General features: G+C 72.6%; 14 protein-coding genes, 1 tRNA gene and 1 riboswitch. Of the genes, 12 read left to right on the forward strand and 3 right to left on the reverse strand.

Features of this window, described 5'->3' with window-relative positions; all coding sequences use genetic code 11:
• Positions 1-103: 103 nt before the first annotated feature.
• Entirely contained in the window at positions 104-1,459 is a 1,356-nt protein-coding gene (gene murA, locus ACFYST_RS29660; protein WP_387647556.1) for a UDP-N-acetylglucosamine 1-carboxyvinyltransferase, read from the reverse strand.
• 217 nt (positions 1,460-1,676) lie between these two features.
• On the opposite strand from murA, the gene ACFYST_RS29665 reads away from it, so the two are divergent.
• The 9 genes from ACFYST_RS29665 to ACFYST_RS29705 all read left to right on the forward strand — a co-directional run bounded on the left by ACFYST_RS29665 (position 1,677) and on the right by ACFYST_RS29705 (position 12,474).
• The gene (locus ACFYST_RS29665; RefSeq protein WP_387647553.1) at positions 1,677-2,255 is read left to right on the forward strand and encodes a YqgE/AlgH family protein; all 579 of its coding nucleotides are present in this window, start codon (positions 1,677-1,679) and stop codon (positions 2,253-2,255) included.
• Between the two features lie 60 nt (positions 2,256-2,315).
• Positions 2,316-2,591 (forward strand): DUF3039 domain-containing protein, encoded by a 276-nt coding sequence (locus ACFYST_RS29670; protein ID WP_030459614.1) that lies wholly within the window; start codon positions 2,316-2,318, stop codon positions 2,589-2,591.
• 69 nt (positions 2,592-2,660) lie between these two features.
• A complete protein-coding gene (locus ACFYST_RS29675) occupies positions 2,661-4,292 on the forward strand; it encodes a beta-N-acetylhexosaminidase (RefSeq protein ID WP_387647550.1) in 1,632 nt (543 codons plus the stop codon).
• A gap of 209 nt (positions 4,293-4,501) precedes the next feature.
• Complete coding sequence (locus tag ACFYST_RS29680; protein ID WP_387647548.1) at positions 4,502-5,401, forward strand: FAD binding domain-containing protein; 900 nt, start codon at positions 4,502-4,504, stop codon at positions 5,399-5,401.
• Positions 5,398-6,450, forward strand: coding sequence for a (2Fe-2S)-binding protein (locus ACFYST_RS29685; protein WP_387866775.1), 1,053 nt, complete (start codon positions 5,398-5,400; stop codon positions 6,448-6,450). The genes ACFYST_RS29680 and ACFYST_RS29685 overlap by 4 nt, the downstream gene beginning before the upstream one ends.
• Entirely contained in the window at positions 6,447-8,753 is a 2,307-nt protein-coding gene (locus tag ACFYST_RS29690; RefSeq protein ID WP_387647542.1) for a xanthine dehydrogenase family protein molybdopterin-binding subunit, read from the forward strand. Before ACFYST_RS29685 ends, ACFYST_RS29690 begins: the two co-directional genes overlap by 4 nt.
• A 326-nt stretch (positions 8,754-9,079) precedes the next feature.
• Positions 9,080-10,447, forward strand: coding sequence for a S8 family serine peptidase (locus ACFYST_RS29695; RefSeq protein WP_387866778.1), 1,368 nt, complete (start codon positions 9,080-9,082; stop codon positions 10,445-10,447).
• 130 nt (positions 10,448-10,577) lie between these two features.
• On the forward strand, positions 10,578-10,907 hold the full coding sequence (locus ACFYST_RS29700; protein WP_387866780.1) for a hypothetical protein: 330 nt from the start codon (positions 10,578-10,580) through the stop codon (positions 10,905-10,907).
• Between the two features lies 1 nt (position 10,908).
• A complete protein-coding gene (locus tag ACFYST_RS29705; RefSeq protein WP_387866782.1) occupies positions 10,909-12,474 on the forward strand; it encodes a WXG100 family type VII secretion target in 1,566 nt (521 codons plus the stop codon).
• 170 nt (positions 12,475-12,644) lie between these two features.
• On the opposite strand, the gene ACFYST_RS29710 is transcribed toward ACFYST_RS29705, so the two are convergent.
• A tRNA-Cys gene (locus tag ACFYST_RS29710) sits at positions 12,645-12,716 on the reverse strand.
• A 277-nt stretch (positions 12,717-12,993) separates the two neighbouring features.
• A riboswitch (guanidine-III (ykkC-III) riboswitch) is annotated at positions 12,994-13,060 on the forward strand.
• A gap of 33 nt (positions 13,061-13,093) precedes the next feature.
• Here ACFYST_RS29710 and ACFYST_RS29715 point away from each other — a divergent pair.
• Together ACFYST_RS29715 and ACFYST_RS29720 are read left to right on the forward strand one after the other, a co-directional pair.
• A complete protein-coding gene (locus ACFYST_RS29715; RefSeq protein WP_387647532.1) occupies positions 13,094-13,408 on the forward strand; it encodes a DMT family transporter in 315 nt (104 codons plus the stop codon).
• Positions 13,409-13,520: 112 nt separating this feature from the next.
• Positions 13,521-14,963 (forward strand): MFS transporter, encoded by a 1,443-nt coding sequence (locus tag ACFYST_RS29720; protein ID WP_387866784.1) that lies wholly within the window; start codon positions 13,521-13,523, stop codon positions 14,961-14,963.
• A gap of 75 nt (positions 14,964-15,038) precedes the next feature.
• Here the strand turns inward: ACFYST_RS29720 and ACFYST_RS29725 are convergent, their stop codons facing one another.
• Positions 15,039-16,349, reverse strand: a complete 1,311-nt coding sequence (locus tag ACFYST_RS29725; RefSeq protein WP_387866785.1) for a hypothetical protein — start codon at positions 16,347-16,349, stop codon at positions 15,039-15,041.
• Positions 16,350-16,632: 283 nt separating this feature from the next.
• Here ACFYST_RS29725 and ACFYST_RS29730 point away from each other — a divergent pair, with 283 nt between their 5' ends.
• Complete coding sequence (locus ACFYST_RS29730) at positions 16,633-19,161, forward strand: phosphatidylglycerol lysyltransferase domain-containing protein (RefSeq protein WP_387866786.1); 2,529 nt, start codon at positions 16,633-16,635, stop codon at positions 19,159-19,161.
• Positions 19,162-19,191: the final 30 nt, after the last annotated feature.

The following is a 19,191-nucleotide window of genomic DNA, read 5'->3' on the forward strand; positions in this document are numbered from 1 at the left end:
CACGGTGGGGGCCGCCGGGGGGGGGGCGGCCCCCCCCCCCCCCCCCCGGGGGGGCGGCCCCCCCCGGGGGGCGCCCGGCCACCGGCTTGTTACGGGCCTTGGATCAGGCGGTCAGCTGGACCGCGGCCAGCTCGGCCTCCGAGGGCAGCTCGATGTGCGCGCCCAGGTCGCGCAGCTTGTCCATGAAGTTCTCGTAGCCGCGGTTGATCAGGTCGATGCCGTGCACCGTGGAGGTGCCCTCGGCCGCCAGCGCCGCGATCAGGTACGAGAAGCCGCCGCGCAGGTCGGGGATGACCAGCTCGCCGCCCATCAGCTTGGACGGGCCGGAGACCACCGCGGAGTGGTTGAAGTTGCGCGCGCCGAACCGGCACGGGGTGCCGCCCAGGCACTCGCGGTACAGCTGGATGTGCGCGCCCATCTGGTTCAGCGCGCCGGTGAAGCCCAGTCGGGACTCGTACACCGTCTCGTGCACGATCGACAGGCCGGTGGCCTGGGTCAGCGCCACCACCAGCGGCTGCTGCCAGTCGGTCTGGAAGCCCGGGTGGACGTCGGTCTCCAGGGCGATCGCCTTCAGCTCGCCGCCCGGGTGCCAGAAGCGGATGCCCGCGTCGTCGATCTCGTAGGCGCCGCCGACCTTCCGGAAGGTGTTCAGGAAGGTCATCATCGGGATCTGCTCGGCACCGCGGACGTAGATGTCGCCCTTGGTGGCCAGCGCCGCGCAGGCCCACGAGGCGGCCTCCAGGCGGTCCGGCAGCGCCCGGTGGGTGTAGCCGTCCAGCTCGTCCACACCGGTGATCAGGATGGTGCGGTCGGTGCCCAGCGAGATGATCGCGCCCATCTTCTGCAGCACGCAGATCAGGTCGACGATCTCCGGCTCGATCGCGGCGTTGCGCAGCTCGGTGACGCCCTCCGCGAGCACCGCCGTCAGCAGCACCTGCTCGGTGGCGCCGACCGACGGGTACGGCAGCTCGATCTTGGTGCCGCGCAGCCGCTGGGTGGCCACCAGGTAGGTGCCCTGCGGGTGCTTCTCGATGGTGGCGCCGAACTGGCGCAGCACCTCGAAGTGGAAGTCCACCGGCCGGCCGCCGATGTCGCAGCCGCCCAGGCCCGGGATGAACGCGTGGCCGAGACGGTGCAGCAGCGGGCCGCAGAACAGGATCGGGATGCGCGAGGAGCCCGCGTGCGCGTCGATGTCCGCCACGTTGGCGCTCTCGACGTGCGACGGGTCGAGGATCAGCTCGCCCTCCTCGTCGCCGGTGCGGACAGTGACACCGTGCAGCTGCAGCAGGCCGCGGACGACCTTGACGTCCCGGATGTCCGGCACGCTGCGCAGTCTGCTGGGGCCCTGGCCGAGCAGCGCGGCGACCATGGCCTTGGGGACCAGGTTCTTGGCGCCGCGGATCTGGATCTCGCCTTCGAGCGGGTTTCCGCCGTGGACCAGCAGGACGTCGTCGGTCATCGTTCTCGCAATCCGGGGTGCGCAGGGATGTTTTCGGCTGCGGAGCTGAGGGAACGGCCCTTCGCCACCACATAGATGGTAGAGGGTGGGCGATTGGTTCCCGTGTGCCCTATTGGTGATCATGCTGTAAGGGGTGCCCGGCGGCACCGCCATTGGGCCGGACGGGTGGCCTGCCCACGGCCCGCCGGGTGTCCGGCGCGGCCCCTCGGGAGGCATCATGGCAGGCATGGAAGCGGCCCCCTCGTTCACCGGGCGACTGCTCGTGGCGACGCCCGTACTGACCGACCCGAACTTCGCCAGGTCGGTCGTGCTGCTGCTCGACCACGACGCCCAGGGGGCGCTCGGCGTGGTCCTCAACCGGCCCACCCCCGTCGACGTGGCCGCCGTGCTGGACGGCTGGGCGTCGCTGACCGGCGACCCCGCGGTGGTGTTCCAGGGCGGCCCGGTGGGGCTGGACTCGGCGCTGGCGATCGCCGTGGTGCCCGGCGAGGAGACCCACCCCGGGCCGCTCGGCTGGCGGCGGGTGCACGGGGCGATCGGCCTGGTCGACCTGGAGGCCCCGCCGGAGGTGCTGGCCGGGGTGCTCGGTGGCATGCGGGTGTTCGCCGGCTACGCCGGCTGGTCGCCCGGCCAACTGGAGCAGGAGATCGCCGAGGGCGCCTGGTACCCGGTGGAGTGCGAGGCCGGCGACGTCTCCTGCGTGGAGCCGGACCGGATGTGGCGGGCCGTGCTGCGCCGCCAGCGCGGGCCGCTGGCGATGCTCGCCACCTACCCGGACGACCCGATGCTGAACTGACCGGCGGCCTGCTCCCACATGGTGGCCGGGTTCCGGGCGGCCCCCATAGACTTGGCACCCATGAGCACTCTTGAGCCCGAGCGCGGCCTCGGCACCGGCACCCTGGTCGAGCCCGTCCCGCAGACTTCGCACGGGGACGGCGACCACGAGCGCTTCGCCCACTACGTCCAGAAGGACAAGATCATGGAGAGCGCGCTCTCCGGGTCCCCCGTGGTGGCGCTGTGCGGCAAGGTCTGGGTGCCCGGCCGCGACCCGAAGAAGTACCCGGTCTGCCCGATGTGCAAGGAGATCTTCGACGGGTTGAACAACCCGGGCGGGGACGACAAGAAGGACTGACCGTCCGACCTGTGCGATGCCCCCGAGTGGTCTATGCCAATCGGGGTTCACCGGGGCAGGATGAGGCGCATGGACCTCATCCCTGCCCCGTTGCACGTCCGGACCCCCGCCGACACCGCCCCGTTCGAGCTGCACACCGGCACCCGGATCGCCGCCGCCCCCGGCACCGAGGGCGTGGCCCGTCGACTGCGCGCCGAACTGTCCGCCGCCACCGGCCTCGACCTGGACCCGGCCCCCGCCGGGCAGGACGGTGACCTCGTGCTCGCGCTGGACGACACCCTCGCCGCCGAGGAGTACCGGCTGAGCGCCGGCCCGGACGCGGTACGGCTCACCGGCGGCGGCGCCGCCGGCCTGTCGCACGCCGCGCAGACCCTGCGCCAGCTGCTCGGCCCCGCCGCGTACCGCACCGCGCCGCTGCCTGGCGCGCGCTGGACGGTGCCCGCGGTGGAGATCCACGACGCGCCCCGGTTCGGCTGGCGCGGCGCGCTGCTGGACGTCTCCCGGCACTTCATGCCCAAGGCCGGGGTGCTGCGGTTCATCGACCAGCTGGCCGCCCACAAGCTCAACGTCCTGCACTTCCACCTGACCGACGACCAGGGCTGGCGGATCGAGGTCAAGCGCTACCCGAAGCTCACCGAGACCGCGTCCTGGCGGGAGCGGTCGATGGTCGGCTTCCGGGCCGGCAAGCGGCACGACGACCAGCCGCACGGCGGCTACTACACCCAGGACGACCTGCGCGAGATCGTCGCCTACGCCGCCGCCCGGCACATCACCGTCGTCCCCGAGGTCGACCTGCCCGGCCACAACCAGGCCGCCATCGCCGCCTACCCCGAGCTCGGCAACACCGACGTGGTGGACACCGCCGCGCTCGGCACCTGGACCGACTGGGGCGTCAGCGAGAACATCCTGAACGCCTCCGAGGCCACCCTGCGGTTCTACGAGCACGTGCTGGAGGAGGTGCTGGAGATCTTCCCCTCCACCTTCGTCCACCTCGGCGGCGACGAGTGCCCCAAGGACCAGTGGAAGTCCAGCCCCGCCGCGCAGGCCCGGATCGCCGAACTCGGACTGAAGGACGAGTTCGAGCTGCAGAGCCACGTCATCCGGCACTTCGACAACTGGCTGGCCGAGCGCGGCCGCCGCCTGATCGGCTGGGACGAGATCCTGGAGGGCGGCCTCGCTCCCGGCGCCGCCGTCTCCTCCTGGCGCGGCTACGAGGGCGGCATCGCCGCCGCTCAGGCCGGCCACGACGTGGTGATGTGCCCCGAGCAGCACGTCTACCTCGACCACCGGCAGGCCGGCGGCGAGGACGAGCCCGTGCCGGTCGGCTGGGTGCGCACGCTGGAGGACGTCTACCGCTTCGAGCCCGTCCCGCCGCAGCTCGACGAGCAGGCCGCCCGGCACGTCATCGGCACCCAGGCCAACATCTGGACCGAGTTCATGCTCGACGGCCGGGACGTCGACTACAAGGTGTTCCCGCGGCTGGTCGCGTTCGCCGAGGTCGCCTGGTCCGACCTGCCGCGCGACCCCGACGCGCGCGATTTGGCCGGTTTCGAGGCCCGGATGGCCGGCCACTACCCGCGCCTGGACGCCCTCGGCATCGAGTACCGCCGCCCCGAGGGCCCGCTCCCCTGGCAGCGCAAGCCCGGCATCGTCGGCCGGCCGATCGACGGGCGTCCCGGCGCCGGTCCGGCCGTCGGCTAGGACGTACCGGAACTCCGGGCGCGGCCGCCTCGTCATGATCAAGTGAACAACCGATCACCTGGACGGGCCCGGTCGCGTTCGCGCCCGGAGTTGTCCCGAGTTGTTCGGACCTGTCCGCGACCTCGGAAATGATCAGCGGTCTTTGTGTGCCAGAGTTGCCCAACCCGCACCGATCGCCCGTACCCTACGGGCGGCAGGCCGCACTGCAAATGGAGCACGGTGGGAACCTGGTGAACCGGACGATCATGATGCCGTCCTCGGTCGACGAGGCGGTCGAAGCGCTGGCCGCCACCCCCGGGGCGGTGCCGGTGGCGGGCGCCACCGACCTGATGGAGGCCGTCAACGGCGGACGGCTGCGGCCCGCCGCCCTGATCGGACTCGGCCGGATCACCGAACTGCGCGGCTGGCGCTACGAGGACGGCGGCACCGCCGTCCTCGGCGCCGGGCTCACCCACGCCCGGATGGACCGCCCCGACTTCGCCGCACTGATCCCCGCCCTCGCCGACGCCGCCCGCACCGCCGGACCCCCGCAGGTGCGCAACGTCGGCACCCTCGGCGGCAACATCGCCACCGGTGCCCCCGCCGGCGACACCCTCCCGGTGCTCGCCGCCCTCGAAGCCACCGCCACCCTCGCCCGGCCCGGCACCGTCCGCGACGTCCCGATCAGCCACCTGCTCACCGGACTCGACCCGCTGCGCCCCGGCGAACTCCTCACCTGGGTGCGGGTGCCGCTGCTGCACGCCCCCCAGGTGTTCCTCAAATCCACCGGCCGCAGCGGCCCGTCCCGCGCCGCCGCCTCCGTCGCGCTCGTCCTCGACCCCGCCCGGCGCGGCGTGCGCTGCGCCGTCGGCGCCGTCGCCCCCGTCCCGCTGCGGCCGCTGGAGGCCGAGAACTGGGTGGCCGGCTGCATCGACTGGGACGCCCGCGGCCAGGACGGCGCGGTCCTGATCGATCCGGCCGCGCTCGCCGCGTTCGGCGAATACGTGGCCGGCGCCTGCGTCCCCGAGGGCGGGGCGCCCGACGAGGGGGCGGGCCCGGCGGCCGCCCGCCTGCGGCGTACCGTGGCCGTGCTGGCCCGCCGGGCGCTGGGAAGGGCGCTGAAGAAGTGACCGACGAACTGCTGAACCACCCCGGGGCGCTCACCGGTGACGTGCGCCCCACCGCCTCGTACACGCTGCGCGTCAACGGCGTCGAACGACCCGTCAGCGACGCCTGGATCGGCGAGAGCCTGCTGTACGTGCTGCGCGAACGCCTCGGTCTGGCCGGCGCCAAGGACGGCTGCGAACAGGGCGAGTGCGGAGCCTGCTCGGTGCAGGTCGACGGACAGCTGGTGAACGGCTGCCTGGTGCCCGCCGCGCTCGCCGCCGACAGCGAGATCAACACCGTCGAGGGCCTGTCCGGCACCGGCGGCGCCAGCGACGTCCAGCAGGCGCTCGCCGACTCCGGCGCCGTCCAGTGCGGCTACTGCACCCCCGGCCTCGCGATGGCCGTCCACGACCTGCTGCAGCGCAACCATCGCCCCAGCGAGATCGAGGCCCGCCAGGCACTGTGCGGCAACCTGTGCCGCTGCACCGGCTACCGGGGCGCACTCGCCGCCGTCCAGGCCGTCGCCGACGCCCGCGAAGCCGCCCTCGAAGCGGAACTCGACGCCGCCGAACAGGCCGCCGCCACCACCACCGACACACCCCGGCCGCCCGCGCCCGAACCCGCCCGGGCCACCGAGCAGTCCTTCTCCGACCTTGCGCTGGCCGGCGAGCTCCCGCTCTACGCCGACTCCGAACTCTGGCACGAGGCCGACCAGTTGATCCCCCCGCAGGCCCAGGCCGAGCCCGCTCCGCAGGCCTGGTCCGGCACCCCCGCGCACGGCACCGCCGTCCCCGTCGGCTGGGAACCCACCCCCGCCCACGGCACCACCGCCGACGCCGCCGTCTACGGCACCCCCGCCCACGGCACCCCGTACCTGCCCACCCCGCCGCACGGCATCCCGCACCAGGACGCCGGCATCTACGACACGGCCCCGCCCCCCGGCACACCGCCGCATGACGCGGGCGCCTACGACGGCACCGTCTACGCCACCGACGGCTACGGACACCAGTACACCGGCTACGACGCCACCCCCGCCCACGGCATCAGGCTCCCCGAGGACGAGAACGCATGACCTCCGCCACCGAGCTCCCGGCGGCCGCCCCCGCGGACGACGAGACCGGCTCCACCGGACTCGGCAGCTCCCCGCTGCGCACCGACGCCCTCCCCAAGGCACTCGGCATCTACCCGTATGCCGCCGACCTGTGGGCCGAAGGGCTGCTCTGGGGCGCCGTGCTGCGCTCCCCGCACCCGCACGCCCGGATCGTCTCCGTCGACACCTCCGCCGCGCTCGCCGTCCCCGGCGTGCGCGCCGTGGTCACCGCCGCCGACCTGCCCGCCGGGCCCGACGGCGCACCTGGCGGGGCCGTCGTCGCCGACCGGCCGGTGCTCGCCTCCGGCGTGGTGCGCCACCACGGCGAACCCGTCGCCGCCGTCGCCGCCGACCACCCCGACACCGCCCGGCTCGCCGCCGCCGCGATCCTGGTCGAGTACGAGGTCCTGGAACCCGTCACCGACCCCGAAGCCGCCTTCCACGCCCCGCCGCTGCACCCCGACGGCAACCTGCTGCGCCACCTGCCGCTGCGCACCGGCGACCCCGACGCCGTCGGCGAGATCGTCGTCGAGGGCCTCTACCAGGTCGGCCGGCAGGACCCCGCCCCGATCGGCGCCGAGGCCGGCCTCGCCGTGCCCCGCCCCGACGGCGGCGTCGAACTGCACCTGTCCTCCACCGACCCGCACGGCGACCGCGACCGCACCGCCGCCTGCCTCGGCCTCGAACCCGACCGGGTCCGGCTCGTCGTCACCGGCGTGCCCGGCGCCAGCACCGACCGCGAGGACCTGTCCTTCCAGGTCACCCTGGCGCTGCTCGCGCTGCGCACCGGCCGCCCCGTCAAGATGACACTCACCCGCGCCGAGTCCTTCCAGGCGCACCCCACCCGGCACCCCGCACTCCTGCGCTACCGCCACCACGCCGACGCCGAAGGCAAGTTGGTGAAGGTCGAGGCGCAGATCCTGCTCGACGGCGGCGCCTACGCCGACGTCTCCGCCGAGGCGCTCGCCGCCGCCGTCGCGTTCTCGGTCGGCCCCTACACCTGCCCCAACGTCTTCGTCGACGCCTGGGCGGTGCGCACCAACAACCCGCCCGCCGGACGGATGCGCGGCGAGGGCGCGCTGCAGACCTGCTTCGCGTACGAGTCGCAGCTCGACCAGCTCGCCAAGCAACTCGGCGTCGACCCGGTGGAGATCCGCCGCCGCAACGCGATGTCCACCGGCGACCCGCTGCCCACCGGACAGGCCGTCACCTGCCCCGCCCCCGTCACCGCGCTGCTCGACGCGCTCGCCGACTCCCCGCTGCCCGCCCTCCCGCTGGACGACCCGGAGGCCGACTGGCTGCTGCCCGGCGGCCCCGGCGGGGCCGGCGACCCCGCCGCCGTGCGCCGCGGCATCGGCTACGCCGTCGGCATGGTGCACATGCTCGGCGCGGAGGGCGAGGACGAGGTCTCCACCGCGACCGTCCGGGTCTCCGGCGACCACGCCACCGTGATCTGCGCGGCCGTCGACTCCGGGCAGGGCTTCGCCACCCTGGCCCGCCAGATCGTCCAGTCGGTGCTCGGCGTCAGCGAGGTCTACATCGCGCCCGTCGACTCCGACCAGACCTCGGCCGGCCCCGCCGCCCGCAGCCGGCACACCTGGGTCTCCGGCGGCGCGGTCGAACGGGCCGCGCTGATGGTCCGCCACCAGATGCTGCAGCCGATCGCCGCCGACTTCGGCATGTCCGTCGAACTGCTCACCATCAGCGACGGGAAAATCACCTCGTACGACGGTGTGCTCGGCATGCCCGTCAGCCAGGCCCTCGAAGGCCGCGAACTCTGGGCCACCGCCCAGTGCCGCCCGCACCCCACCGAACCCCTCGACCCCGAGACCGGACAGGGCGACGCCTTCGTCTCCATCGCGTTCTGCGCGATGCGCGCCGTCGTCGACGTCGACATCGAACTCGGCGCCGTCCGGGTCGTCGACGTGACCGTCGCCCAGGAGGTCGGCCGCGCCCTCAACCCCCGCCAGATCGAGAACCGCATCGAAGGCGCCGTCGCCCAGGGCGTCGGACTCGCCCTGCTGGAGAACCTCCGCACCGAACACGGCATCCCCCTCAACGCCTCCCTCACCGGCTACCGCCTGCCCACCGCCCTCGACACCCCCGACATCCGGATCGCCGCGCTCCTCGAAGAGCGCGACGTCGTCGCCCCCTTCGGCGCGAAAGCCGTCAGCGCCGCCCCCGCCGTCGTCGCCCCCGCCGCCGTAGCCGCCGCCGTCCGCGCCGCCACCGGCCTCCCCGTCGGCCGGCTTCCCATCCTGCCGGAGGACGCGATCCTCGCCTGACGGCCCGCCACCCACTGCCTGGCCGCAGGTGCGCCGGGCGGGGGGTGGCTGGGGGGATTCAGCGGACGGTTGGTCAGGAGCCTGTCAGGGGCGCAGTTGGTAGTCGCCGGAGCGGATCAAGGCCCGGCCCCCGCCCGCCGTTCCGGGCCGTGGCGAGTGGTCGGGTCGTGGCTGGGTGAAATGTTGTGGGCCCGTCATCTGGGGTCTGCGCAGCGACCGGGCCGGGCGATACGATCGGACTGTCCTGCGTTCCGGGGGCGTTGCGAGAACGAACGGGCTGTCACTCGACTAACGGGGTACTGATGAGGCTGACGAGACTCACGCGCGTGCTCGGCGCGACCACGCTGACCGCAGGCTTCCTGCTTGCAGGACTGCCGACGGCGTCCGCGGACCAGGTGCGTGACGGGCAATGGGCGAACCAGCTCTTCAACCTCGACAAGGTGTGGTCGATCACCAGGGGCGAGGGCGTCACCGTCGCGGTCATCGACGAGGGAGTGGACGCCAACCACCCGGACCTTGCGGGCCGTTTGTTGCCCGGGTACGACCCGAGCGGTGGCGGTAACGAAGTGAAGCCCACCGACCCGCACGGTACCCAGGTGGCGAGCCTGATTGCCGGCCAGGGCCACGGCAGTGGCAATGGCGACGGTGTGGTGGGCCTGGCTCCCGGGGCCAAGATCCTGCCGATTTACAAGGTGAACTCTCGTGGCAGCAACGGGGTTCCAGAGGGTATCAAGTGGGCGGTGGATCACGGCGCAAAGGTGATCAACATTTCGCTGGGCAGTGCGGATCCCAGTGAGCGTGATCAGGACGCGATTGCCTATGCCTACCAGCACGATGTCTTGGTCGTGGCCGCCACTGGCAACGACGGAGCTTCGGTGGGGTATCCCGCCGCGTTCCCGGGGGTCCTCGCCGTTGGCGCGGTCGCTCAGGACCTGAAAGTCTGGCCAAAGTCCAACTATGGTCCGGAAGTGCTCCTTTCGGCACCCGGCGTGCAGATTGTCGCTGCAGGCGCCTGCGGTGGGAGTCAGTACTGCAGGGAGGCCGGTACCTCGTTCGCGGCTCCGTATGTCTCTGCTGCTGCGGCTCTGGTGCGGGCGAAGTTCCCGAAGTTGACGGCCGGCCAAGTCGCGGAGCGGTTGGTCAAGTCCGCATCGCGGCCAACAGGGGTGAGCAAGCTTCCCGACGAGCACTACGGCTATGGCGTTGTCCGCCCGTACGAGGCGCTGACGATGGATATTCCGGCGGGGTCCGCCCAGGGGCCGTTGGCACTTCCGTCCGGCGTGAACGATGGCAGCTCGAGTCCTGCGGCCAGCGCCGGGGCGACCGCCGGCAGTGGAAGCTCCGCTGATCCAGGTTCCGGCCTTGGGAATCCTGGGGCGGCGCCGGAGCTGAAGCAGTCGAAGACCTCGACCACTCCGCTGATCCTCGGTGCGGCCGGCGGCGCGGTGGTGTTGCTCATCGTGATCATCGCGATCGTGGTGGCGAACAGCCGGAGGCGCAACCGGTCGCAGGGCATTCCCGCGCAGCCGGGTGGTCCGGCTCCGTACGGTGCTCCGCAGGGTTGGCCGCCGGCTCAGGCCCAGCAGCCGCCGTACGGTCAGCAGCAGGGAGCTCCGCAGTACGGTCAGCAGCCGCCGCCGGGCTACCCGCCGCAGCCGCCGACGTCCTATCAGAACCCTTACCAGGGACAGTAATCAGGCGCGTCGAGGGCGTGTCAATGCACCCTCGAAACGCGATACGATCGAACGCTCTGAGCAAACGGTCAGCCCACCCGCCAGAGCGCTACCACGGGGAAGTTTCGACACTCCAGGGGGAGAGGGCCTCGTGTCCGACGGATTCAGCGTAAACCCGGATGAGCTGGAGGCAGTTGTCAAGCGACTGCGGGCCCTCCAGCAGAACATCAGCACCTGCGGCACCAATACGAAGTACAAGACCGACATCTCTCGGGATGCCTTCGGCGGCAACTTCGTCGAGGCGCAGGCGCTGTATGAGGCGCACGGCAAGATGCAGGCGTTCCTGACCAAGACGATCGCGGATCTTGACGCGCTGATCAACGAGTACGGCGACAAGACCCAGATCGCTCACGCCAGGTACACCGGTGTTGAGCTCGACAAGCAGACGACGATGAACCAGCTGAACCCGAGGACGGTCTGACATGGCGTCACACAAGACTCCGTTCGACAGCTACGCCCTCATCCCGCTCAAGGACATGGTCGGGCACTCCAGCCCGGACCGGATCCGCGAGGTCGGCGATCACTGGAAGAACGTTCACCAGGAACTGAACGACGTCGCCGCGAAGCTGCAGGAGGCCGTGCAGCACGCCTCCGCGAACTGGGAGGGTGCTGCGGCCCAGGGCTTCGCGCAGAAGGGCGGTCAGATCCAGCAGAGCCTGACCAACACCGCTGCACATGCGTCGAACACTTCGGTCGCCATGGACTATGCGGCAACCGCGTTGCAGCAGACCAAGTCGACGATGGGCCAGATCAAGGTTCCCAGCCTCTGGGACCGGGCTGTCAAGACCGTGAACGACGGCTTCGCCTCCTCCGACGAAGGCCTCAAGCGCGACCTCGCCTCGGGGATGAACCGCATCGATGCGGTGAACAAGAACGCCCATGAGCTGTCGGCGACCGAGGTCGCCCACCAGTACGCGATCGGCGTTATGGAGCACCTCGGCCCCCAGTACCTCGAGGCGGCGAGCTATCTGGACAACCCGCCAGCGAGCGTTGGTGACGGCGGGACCCGCGAGGCCTACCCGCCCCCGCCGCAGGTCAGCCCCCCGCCCGGGCACACCCCGCCCAGCTCCCCGATGCCGAAGTACCCGGAGGGGCACCCGAAGGACCTGCCCCCGCCCGGGTATGTGCCGCCGGGTGACCCGAGGGCTCCGATGCCCGGGATCCCGAACCAGCCGAATCCGCTGCCGCCCGGGCACGGCGGGATGGTGCCTCCGCCGGGACAGCCCTGGACTCCGCCCGCGGGGACGGGGCTGGACGGGTGGACTCCGCCTGACACCGGGGTCGGTGGGGGCGGTCACCCCGGTGGTGGGCTGCCTGGTGGGGTGGGAACCCTGCCGGGGCCCGGTACTGGTGGTGGCGGGTCCGGTGGTGGTGGTATCGGCGGTGGCGGTGTCTACCTGCCCGGCGGCGGAGGCCTGCCTGGTGGCGGGTCCGGTGGCGGCGGCCGTGGCGGCGGTGGCCTGCCCGGTGGCGGTGGCCGTGGTGGCGGTCTCCCGACCGGTGGGCTCGGGACCGGTGGTGCCGGCGGTGGCAAGGTCGGCGGTTCCGCCGGTGCTGGTGCCGGTGCCGGCGGCAAGGCCGGTGGTGTCGGCGGTGCCGGTGCCGGCGGCGCGGGTGCTGCGGGTGGCCGTGGTGCGGCCGGTGCCGGTGGTATGGGCGGCGGCATGCACGGTGGCGGCATGGGTGGTGCCGGTGGCGCGAAGGGCGGTGCCGGCGCGAAGGGCGGCAGCGGCCTGGTGCGCAAGGCCGGTGGCACGATCGGTGGCGCCAAGGCCGGCGGTGCCGGTGGCCGTGCGTTCACCGAGGGCGGTTCGGGCATCGGCAAGGGCCGGGGTGCCGGACAGGGCGGTGCGGCCGGTATGCACGGCGCGCCGGGTTCCGGGAGCGCCAACCGGAAGAAGAAGAACGAGGGTCACCGTCCCGACTACCTGGTCGAGGACGAGGAGACCTGGCGCGGTGGCACGGCGAACCCGGGGGTCATCGAGTAGCAAGAGGCAGTAGGCAGCGGCGGGCGCCGGTGATGGTCCTGAGCGATCGTCGCCGGCGCCCGTTGTCATGAGGCGTCGATGGCGGCGAAAAGGGGAATGGAAATGGAAATGGGCAGCGGAATTCACCGGGCGCGGCGGTGCACAATTCGCGCCCGGTGAATTCCGGGGAGAGACCGTGACGGGATTCGAACCCGTGTTAACCGTTTTGCAGACGGCTCCCTGGACCACTCGGGTACACGGTCGTGAAGGGGTGCGCGCAGGCGTCAACCAGCCTGTCGGCGCGGGGGAGTTGCGGTCAGGCGCAACAGGAGAGGGAACACCGGCAGCCGGGACAGGAGGCACAGGTGCGGGGCGCTGCGAGGGCCGCCGTCTTCCTGTTCATCGCCTTCTCCTGCCGTCGGGGGCTGCTCCGGTTCGTTCCGGTGAATTCACTATAGCGGGCCGGAGTCGGGCGGCGTCAATGGAAAGCGGGAATTCGTCGATGAATTCCGTGTGTCGGCGCTGTGCTACGGTCGGGATCGAGGCGGGTGCTGGTGGCCCGTCCCGGACGAGGTGCGTCGTACCCGGTATGACAAGACGGCGCGGTAGGTGGTTCGACTACTGCGAGGAGTCCGTCGTCATGGCGTGGGTGGTTCTGATCGTTGCCGGTGTGCTGGAGACCGTCTGGGCGGTGGCCCTGGAGGCCAGCAAGGGGTTCTCGCGGCTGGTGCCGAGTGTGGTGTTCCTGGTGGGGCTGGTGCTGTCGATGGGCGGGCTGGCGTACGCGATGCGGTCGATCCCGTTGGGGACGGGCTACGCGGTGTGGGTGGGCATCGGCGCGGTGGGGACGGCGCTGTACGGGATGGTGGCGCTGGGGGACGCGGTGAGTGCAGCCCGGATCACCTGCCTGGTGCTGATCCTGGCGGGGGTGGTGGGGCTGAAGGTGCTGCACTGAGGCGGGCGTGGTCCTAGGGCCGGCGGCGGAGGTCCCGTTCCGTCGAAGGGCCGTCCAAGAGGCCGTCCACGGGTCAGGATCAAACGGCCAGGACGGCACTTACCATATCGAGGTGACCACCACCTCCTCGGCCGAAACGGCACTACCGCAGCAGATATCCGACGACGACGGCACGGGAGGGGTGCTCAGCGGGCCCTGGCGGGCGTTGACGCTGGGCATCGTCTCGGTGGTGCTGCTGCTGGCGTTCGAGGCGACCGCCGTGAACACCGCGATGCCGACCGCGGCCCAGCAGCTCGACGGCATCGGCCTGTACGCGTTCGCGTTCTCCGCGTACTTCACCACCACGCTGCTGGCGATGGTGGTGTCGGGGCAGTGGTGCGACCGGCGCGGGCCGCTGGCGCCGCTGTTCACCGGGATCGCGGTGTTCGCGGCCGGACTGGTGACGGCCGGCACGGCCGTGAACATGTGGATGTTCATCGCGGGCCGGGCGGTGCAGGGCCTGGGCGGCGGGCTGGTGATCGTCGCGCTGTACGTGGTGGTCGGCCGGGCATTCCCGGAGCGGCTGCGGCCGGCGGTGTTCGCGGCGTTCTCGGCGGCCTGGGTGCTGCCGTCGATCCTCGGCCCGGTGATCTCCGGTGCGGTCACCCAGCACCTGGGCTGGCGCTGGGTGTTCCTCGCGGTGCCGGCGCTGGTGCTGCTGCCGCTCGCGGTGATGGGCCCGGCGCTGCGCCGTTCCGAGCGCCGTCAGCCGCCGCTCAAGGCGCAGCCGTACGACTGGCGGCGGACCCGGGACGCGGCGATGGTCGCGGTCGGTGCGGCGCTGCTGCAGTACGCGGGTCAGCGGCTGGACGTCTGGGCGCTGCTGCCGGCGGCCGCGGGGGTGGCGCTGATCGGTCCGGCGGTGCTGCGGCTGCTGCCGAAGGGGACGCTGCGGGCGGCCCGCGGCCTGCCGACGGTGATCCTGCTGCGCGGGCTGGCGGCGGGCGCGTTCTTCGCGTCCGAGCTGTTCATCCCGCTGATGATGCAGACCCAGCGCGGCCTGTCGGTGACGATGGCGGGCCTGACGCTGGCGCCGGGCGGACTGTCCTGGGCGCTGGGGTCGTGGCTGCAGGGCCGGCCGGGCGCGGAGCGCTACCGGGGGGCGATGATCCGGTACGGGTTCGTGCTGACCGCGGTGGCGATCGGTGGGGCGGCGCTGGTGCTGTTCTCCTCGGTGCCGGTCTGGGTGACGGCGGCGGCCTGGGCGGTCGGCGGCGTCGGCATGGGTCTGGCGATCGCCAGCATCAGCGTGCTGATGATGAAGCTGTCGGCGCCGGAGGAGACGGGTGAGAACTCGGCGGCGCTGCAGCTGAGCGACGCGCTGGGCAACGTGCTGCTGACCGGCCTGGCGGGCGTGCTGTTCGCGGCGCTGGGCGGCGGCGCGGTGAGCGCGGTGGCGCGGGACACGGCGCTGCCAGCCGGGGCGTTCGCGGCGGTGTTCCTGACCATGCCGGTGGTGGCGCTGCTCGGTGCGGCGCTCGCCGGCCGGGCGATGGCGGCCCGGCAGAAGAGCTGAGGGCCCGGCAGAAGAGCTGAGGGCCCGGCAGAAGGGCTGAGGGCCCGACGGAAGAGCCGAGGACCGGACAGGGGATTACTTGCCGCCGGCCACCGGCGGCACCGACGGGCGGGTGGTGGCGGGGCCGGAGCCGGCGGTGCCCGCTCCGCCGAGGTAGCTGTTCCAGCCGGCCTCGGGGCTCTGGCCGGGGCTGAGGGCCTGGAGCTTCTTGAGTACCGCCGGGTCCTGCGCCTCCAGCCACTCGACCAGCTGCCGGAAGGACACCATCCGGACCTCGGGCTTGTCGGCGATGGCCTTCAGGGTCTCCTCGACGGCGTTCATGTAGATGCCGCCGTTCCAGCCCTCGAAGTGGTTGCCGATGATGAACGGCGCCCGGTTGCCGTTGTAGGCGCGGTCGAAGCCGGCCAGGTAGGCGTCGCGGGCCTGGGCCTGCCAGAAGGCGCGGCGGCCGGGGTCGCCCTTGGTGTTGTCGCCGGACTGGTTGTACATGATGTTGTAGTCCATCGAGAGCACCTGGAAGGTGTGCCCGGGGAACGGGATGGACTGCAGTGGCATGTCCCACAGCGCGCCGCTGGCGAACTTCTGCGGCCACATCTGCAGGCCGCCGGGGCCGGAACTGTCGTACTTCCAGCCGCGCTTGACGGCGGTGGGCAGCAGGCCGCGCTGGCCCTCCAGGCAGGGGGTGCGGCCGCCGATCAGTTCCTTGCGGTAGTCGAAGGGCAGCGCGGGCAGGTCGGTGTTGCCGGTGTTGGTCTTCCAGTTCATGACGAAGTCCATCGCCTGCTGGATCTCGCTGTCCCAGTCCTCGGGGGACCAGCGGCCGCCGCCGTTGGCGCCGCAGAAGTGCCCGTTGAAGTGGGTGCCGATCTCGTGGCCGTCCAGCCAGGCCGCGCTGATCTGCTCGATGGTGGAGCGGATGTGCGAGTCGCTCAGGTAGCCGATGTCGGAGGCGCCGACGGAGTGGTGCGGCGGGTGGTACATGGACTTCTTCGACTCGGGCAGGGTGTAGATGCCGGAGAGGAAGAACGTCATGCTGGCGTTGTGGTCGTTGGCGAGCTGCCGGAACCGGCTGAACAGGCGGTCGTCGAGCTCGCCCGCGCCGTCCCAGGAGAACACCACGAACTGCGGCGGCTTCTGGCCGGGTTCCAGCGGTTCGGGGGTGGGCTGGCCGGGCTGCGGGCCGGTGTCGGAGGTGGAGCCGTCGCCGATCATGGTGGCCGGGGGCCGGGGGACGGTGCTGGAGCCGCCGTTCGCGGCGACGCCGTCGGCCCGGGCGGGCGCGTCGGCGTTGCTCCCGTTCCCGGAGGTGCTCGCGCACCCGGCCGCGAGAGTGGCGGCGGTCGCCGCTCCGGCTGCCAGCAGTGTCCTGCGGGAGAGGGCGTCCATGTCTCACATCCGTTCACCAGGGAGTAAGGGGATGGCACCGGCCGGAGGGACGGTCCATCAGGAATGACCGATGCGTCGTCCGGGGGAGTCGGCCCCAGCATCGCACGGGCCGCCGCGCCGTGCTGATAGGCAAGGCCCGGGGTACGGATGACCGGGGGACACCACGCCGAAAGGCTCACCTGTTCGGCGCACCGGGCCGGAGCGGCACCGGCCCCCACGAGCTGAGCTGGCATCAGATGGCACGGACCGGATCGGACCCTGGACACGGAGGTCGCACCCGCCGATGTGGCAGTCGCTGCTGGACGCCTACCGGGACCGGATCGTCGACACCGGACGGGAGCCGCTGTTCCTGCTGCTGCTCGGCCTGGTGCTGTCGTTCCTGTTCATCCGGATCAGTACCCGGCTGATCCGCGCCCAGGTCCGCTGGTGGCCCGGCAACGTCGCCCCGGGCGGGCTGCACATCCACCACGTGGTGTTCGGCCAGGCCCTGCTGCTGATCTGCGGCGTCTCCGCGTTCGCGGTGCGCGGCGACGGCGGCTCCTGGTGGAACCTGCTCGGCTTCGGGTTCGGCGTCGGCTGCGGGCTCGTGCTGGACGAGTTCGCGCTGGTGCTGCACCTGAAGGACGTGTACTGGAGTGAACAGGGCCGCACCTCGGTGGACGCCGTGATGCTCGCCATCGCCACCATCGGACTGCTGCTGCTCGGCGAACTCCCGCTCGGCGGCTTCGCCCGCCACCCCGACGGGCCGACCCTGGCCGGGGCCTGCGGGCTGCTCGCCCTGGTGGTGGTCAGCCTGCTCAAGGGCAAGACCTGGACCGGGCTGCTCGGCATCATGCTCTGGCCGCTCGCCCTGGTCGGCGCCCTGCGGCTGGCCCGGCCGCAGAGCCCGTGGGCCCGCTGGCGCTACCGCTCCCGGCCGCGCCGGCTGGCCCGCGCCGAGCGGCGCGAGGAGCGCATCCACCGCCGCCTGGTCGCCGCCAAGACCACCGTCTACGACCTGGTGGCCGGCACCCCCGACGACCACGAACCCGCCGCTCCGCCGGTGCCCGGGCTCGCCGCCGAGCAGCGGCCCGCCGCCGTCGAGCCGTCGCCGGCCGCGGTCGAGCTGCCGCCGCCCGCGCCGTGGCGGCTGCGCTGCGCCGCGTTCGTCCAGTGGTACCTGCGGATCGCCACCCTGATTGACCTGCTCGGCGCCGTCGTCGCCCCGTTCCGCGCGGAGGTCCAACGGATCGACCGGGGCGAGTACTTCGCGCCCGTGCTGGTCACCTCCGGGTTCACCACCGCGCTGCTGGCCGGGCTGCTCGCCGTGATGCTGCGCCGCCGCAAGCGGGCCGCCTGGATCGCCGCGCTGGCCGTCGTCCTGGTGCACGCCGCGCTGTACGGGCTGGCGCTGGCGTTCCCCGAGTTCCGCGCCCACCCGTTCAACTGGTTCTCCTTCGCGCTCACCCTCGCCGTGCTGGTGGCGCTGGTGCTGAGCCGCCCGGTGTTCCGGGTGCGCGGCGGGCGCGGCAACCTGCCGCTGGCCGCCGCCGTGCTGGTGGCCGGCAGCGCGCTGCTCACCGCTCTCGGCGCGGTCGCCGTCCGGCTCGGGCACGCCGACGGCGTCCCGAGCTGGGGCGAGGCCGCCCGCTACGGCCTGCTGCGGCTGGTCACGCTGTCCGGCGTCGTCCGGGTCACCGACGTGGACGTGCCGCGCTGGATCGACCTCGCGCTCAACCTGCTCGGCACCGCCCTGCTGCTGCTCACCCTGCGGATCCTGCTGCGCTCCCCACGCGGCACCGAGTGGCAGAGCCCCGAGGAGGAGCTGAGGCTGCGTGAACTGCTGGCGCGGCACGGCGGGCGGGACTCGCTCGGCTACTTCGCGCTGCGCCGCGACAAGTCGCTGTGCTTCTCGGCCAGCGGCAAGGCCGCCGTCGCCTACCGGGTGGAGAACGGTGTGGCGTTGGCCTCCGGCGACCCGATCGGCGACCCGGAGGCATGGCCGCAGGCCATCGAGGAGTGGCAGCGGCGGGTCCGCGCGCACGCCTGGATCCCCGCCGTCACCGGCGTCGGCGAGCAGGGCGGCACCGTGTACGCCCGGGTGGCGGGGCTGCGGGCGCTGCACCTCGGCGACGAGGCGGTGGTCGAGCCGGCCCGGTTCACCCTGGACGGCCGGGAGATGCGCGGACTGCGGCAGACCTGCCGCCGGGTCGAGCGGGCCGGGTACCGGGTGGTGATCCGCCGCCACCGCGACATCCCCGCCGAGGAGTTCGCCGACCTGGTGCGGCTCGCCGACGCCTGGCGGCACGGCCGCACCGAACGCGGCTTCTCGATGGCGCTCGGCCGGCTCGGCGACCCCGCCGACGGCGACTGCCTGATCGCCGAGTGCCGCGACGAGGCCGGCCGGACCGCCGCCCTGCTGTCCTTCGTCCCCTGGGGCGACGACGGGCTGTCGCTGGACCTGATGCGGCGCGACCGGGAGTCCGACAACGGGCTGGTCGAGTACACCGTGGCGCGGCTGCTCGAACAGGCCCGGGACGGCGGACTGGCGGTGCGGCGGGTGTCGTTGAACTTCGCGATGTTCCGCGAGGTGTTCGAGGAACGGCTCGGCGCCGGGCCGGTGCTGCGGCTGTGGCGCGGGGTGCTGCGGTTCCTGTCCCGCTGGTGGCAGCTGGAGTCGCTGTACCGGGCCAACGCCCGCTACCGGCCGCACTGGCAGCCCCGGTTCGTGCTGTACGAGAAGCCCTCCGAGCTGCCCGCGATCGGCCTGGCCGCCGCGCTCGCCGAGGGCTTCCTGACCCGCCCCCGGCTGCGCCGCGGCCGCAGGGCCTGAGGGCCGGTCACCCGGGCGGAACGGCGGAGG

The sequence above is a fragment of the Kitasatospora sp. NPDC004614 genome (genome assembly GCF_042873675.1).
Lineage (GTDB): Bacteria > Actinomycetota > Actinomycetes > Streptomycetales > Streptomycetaceae > Kitasatospora.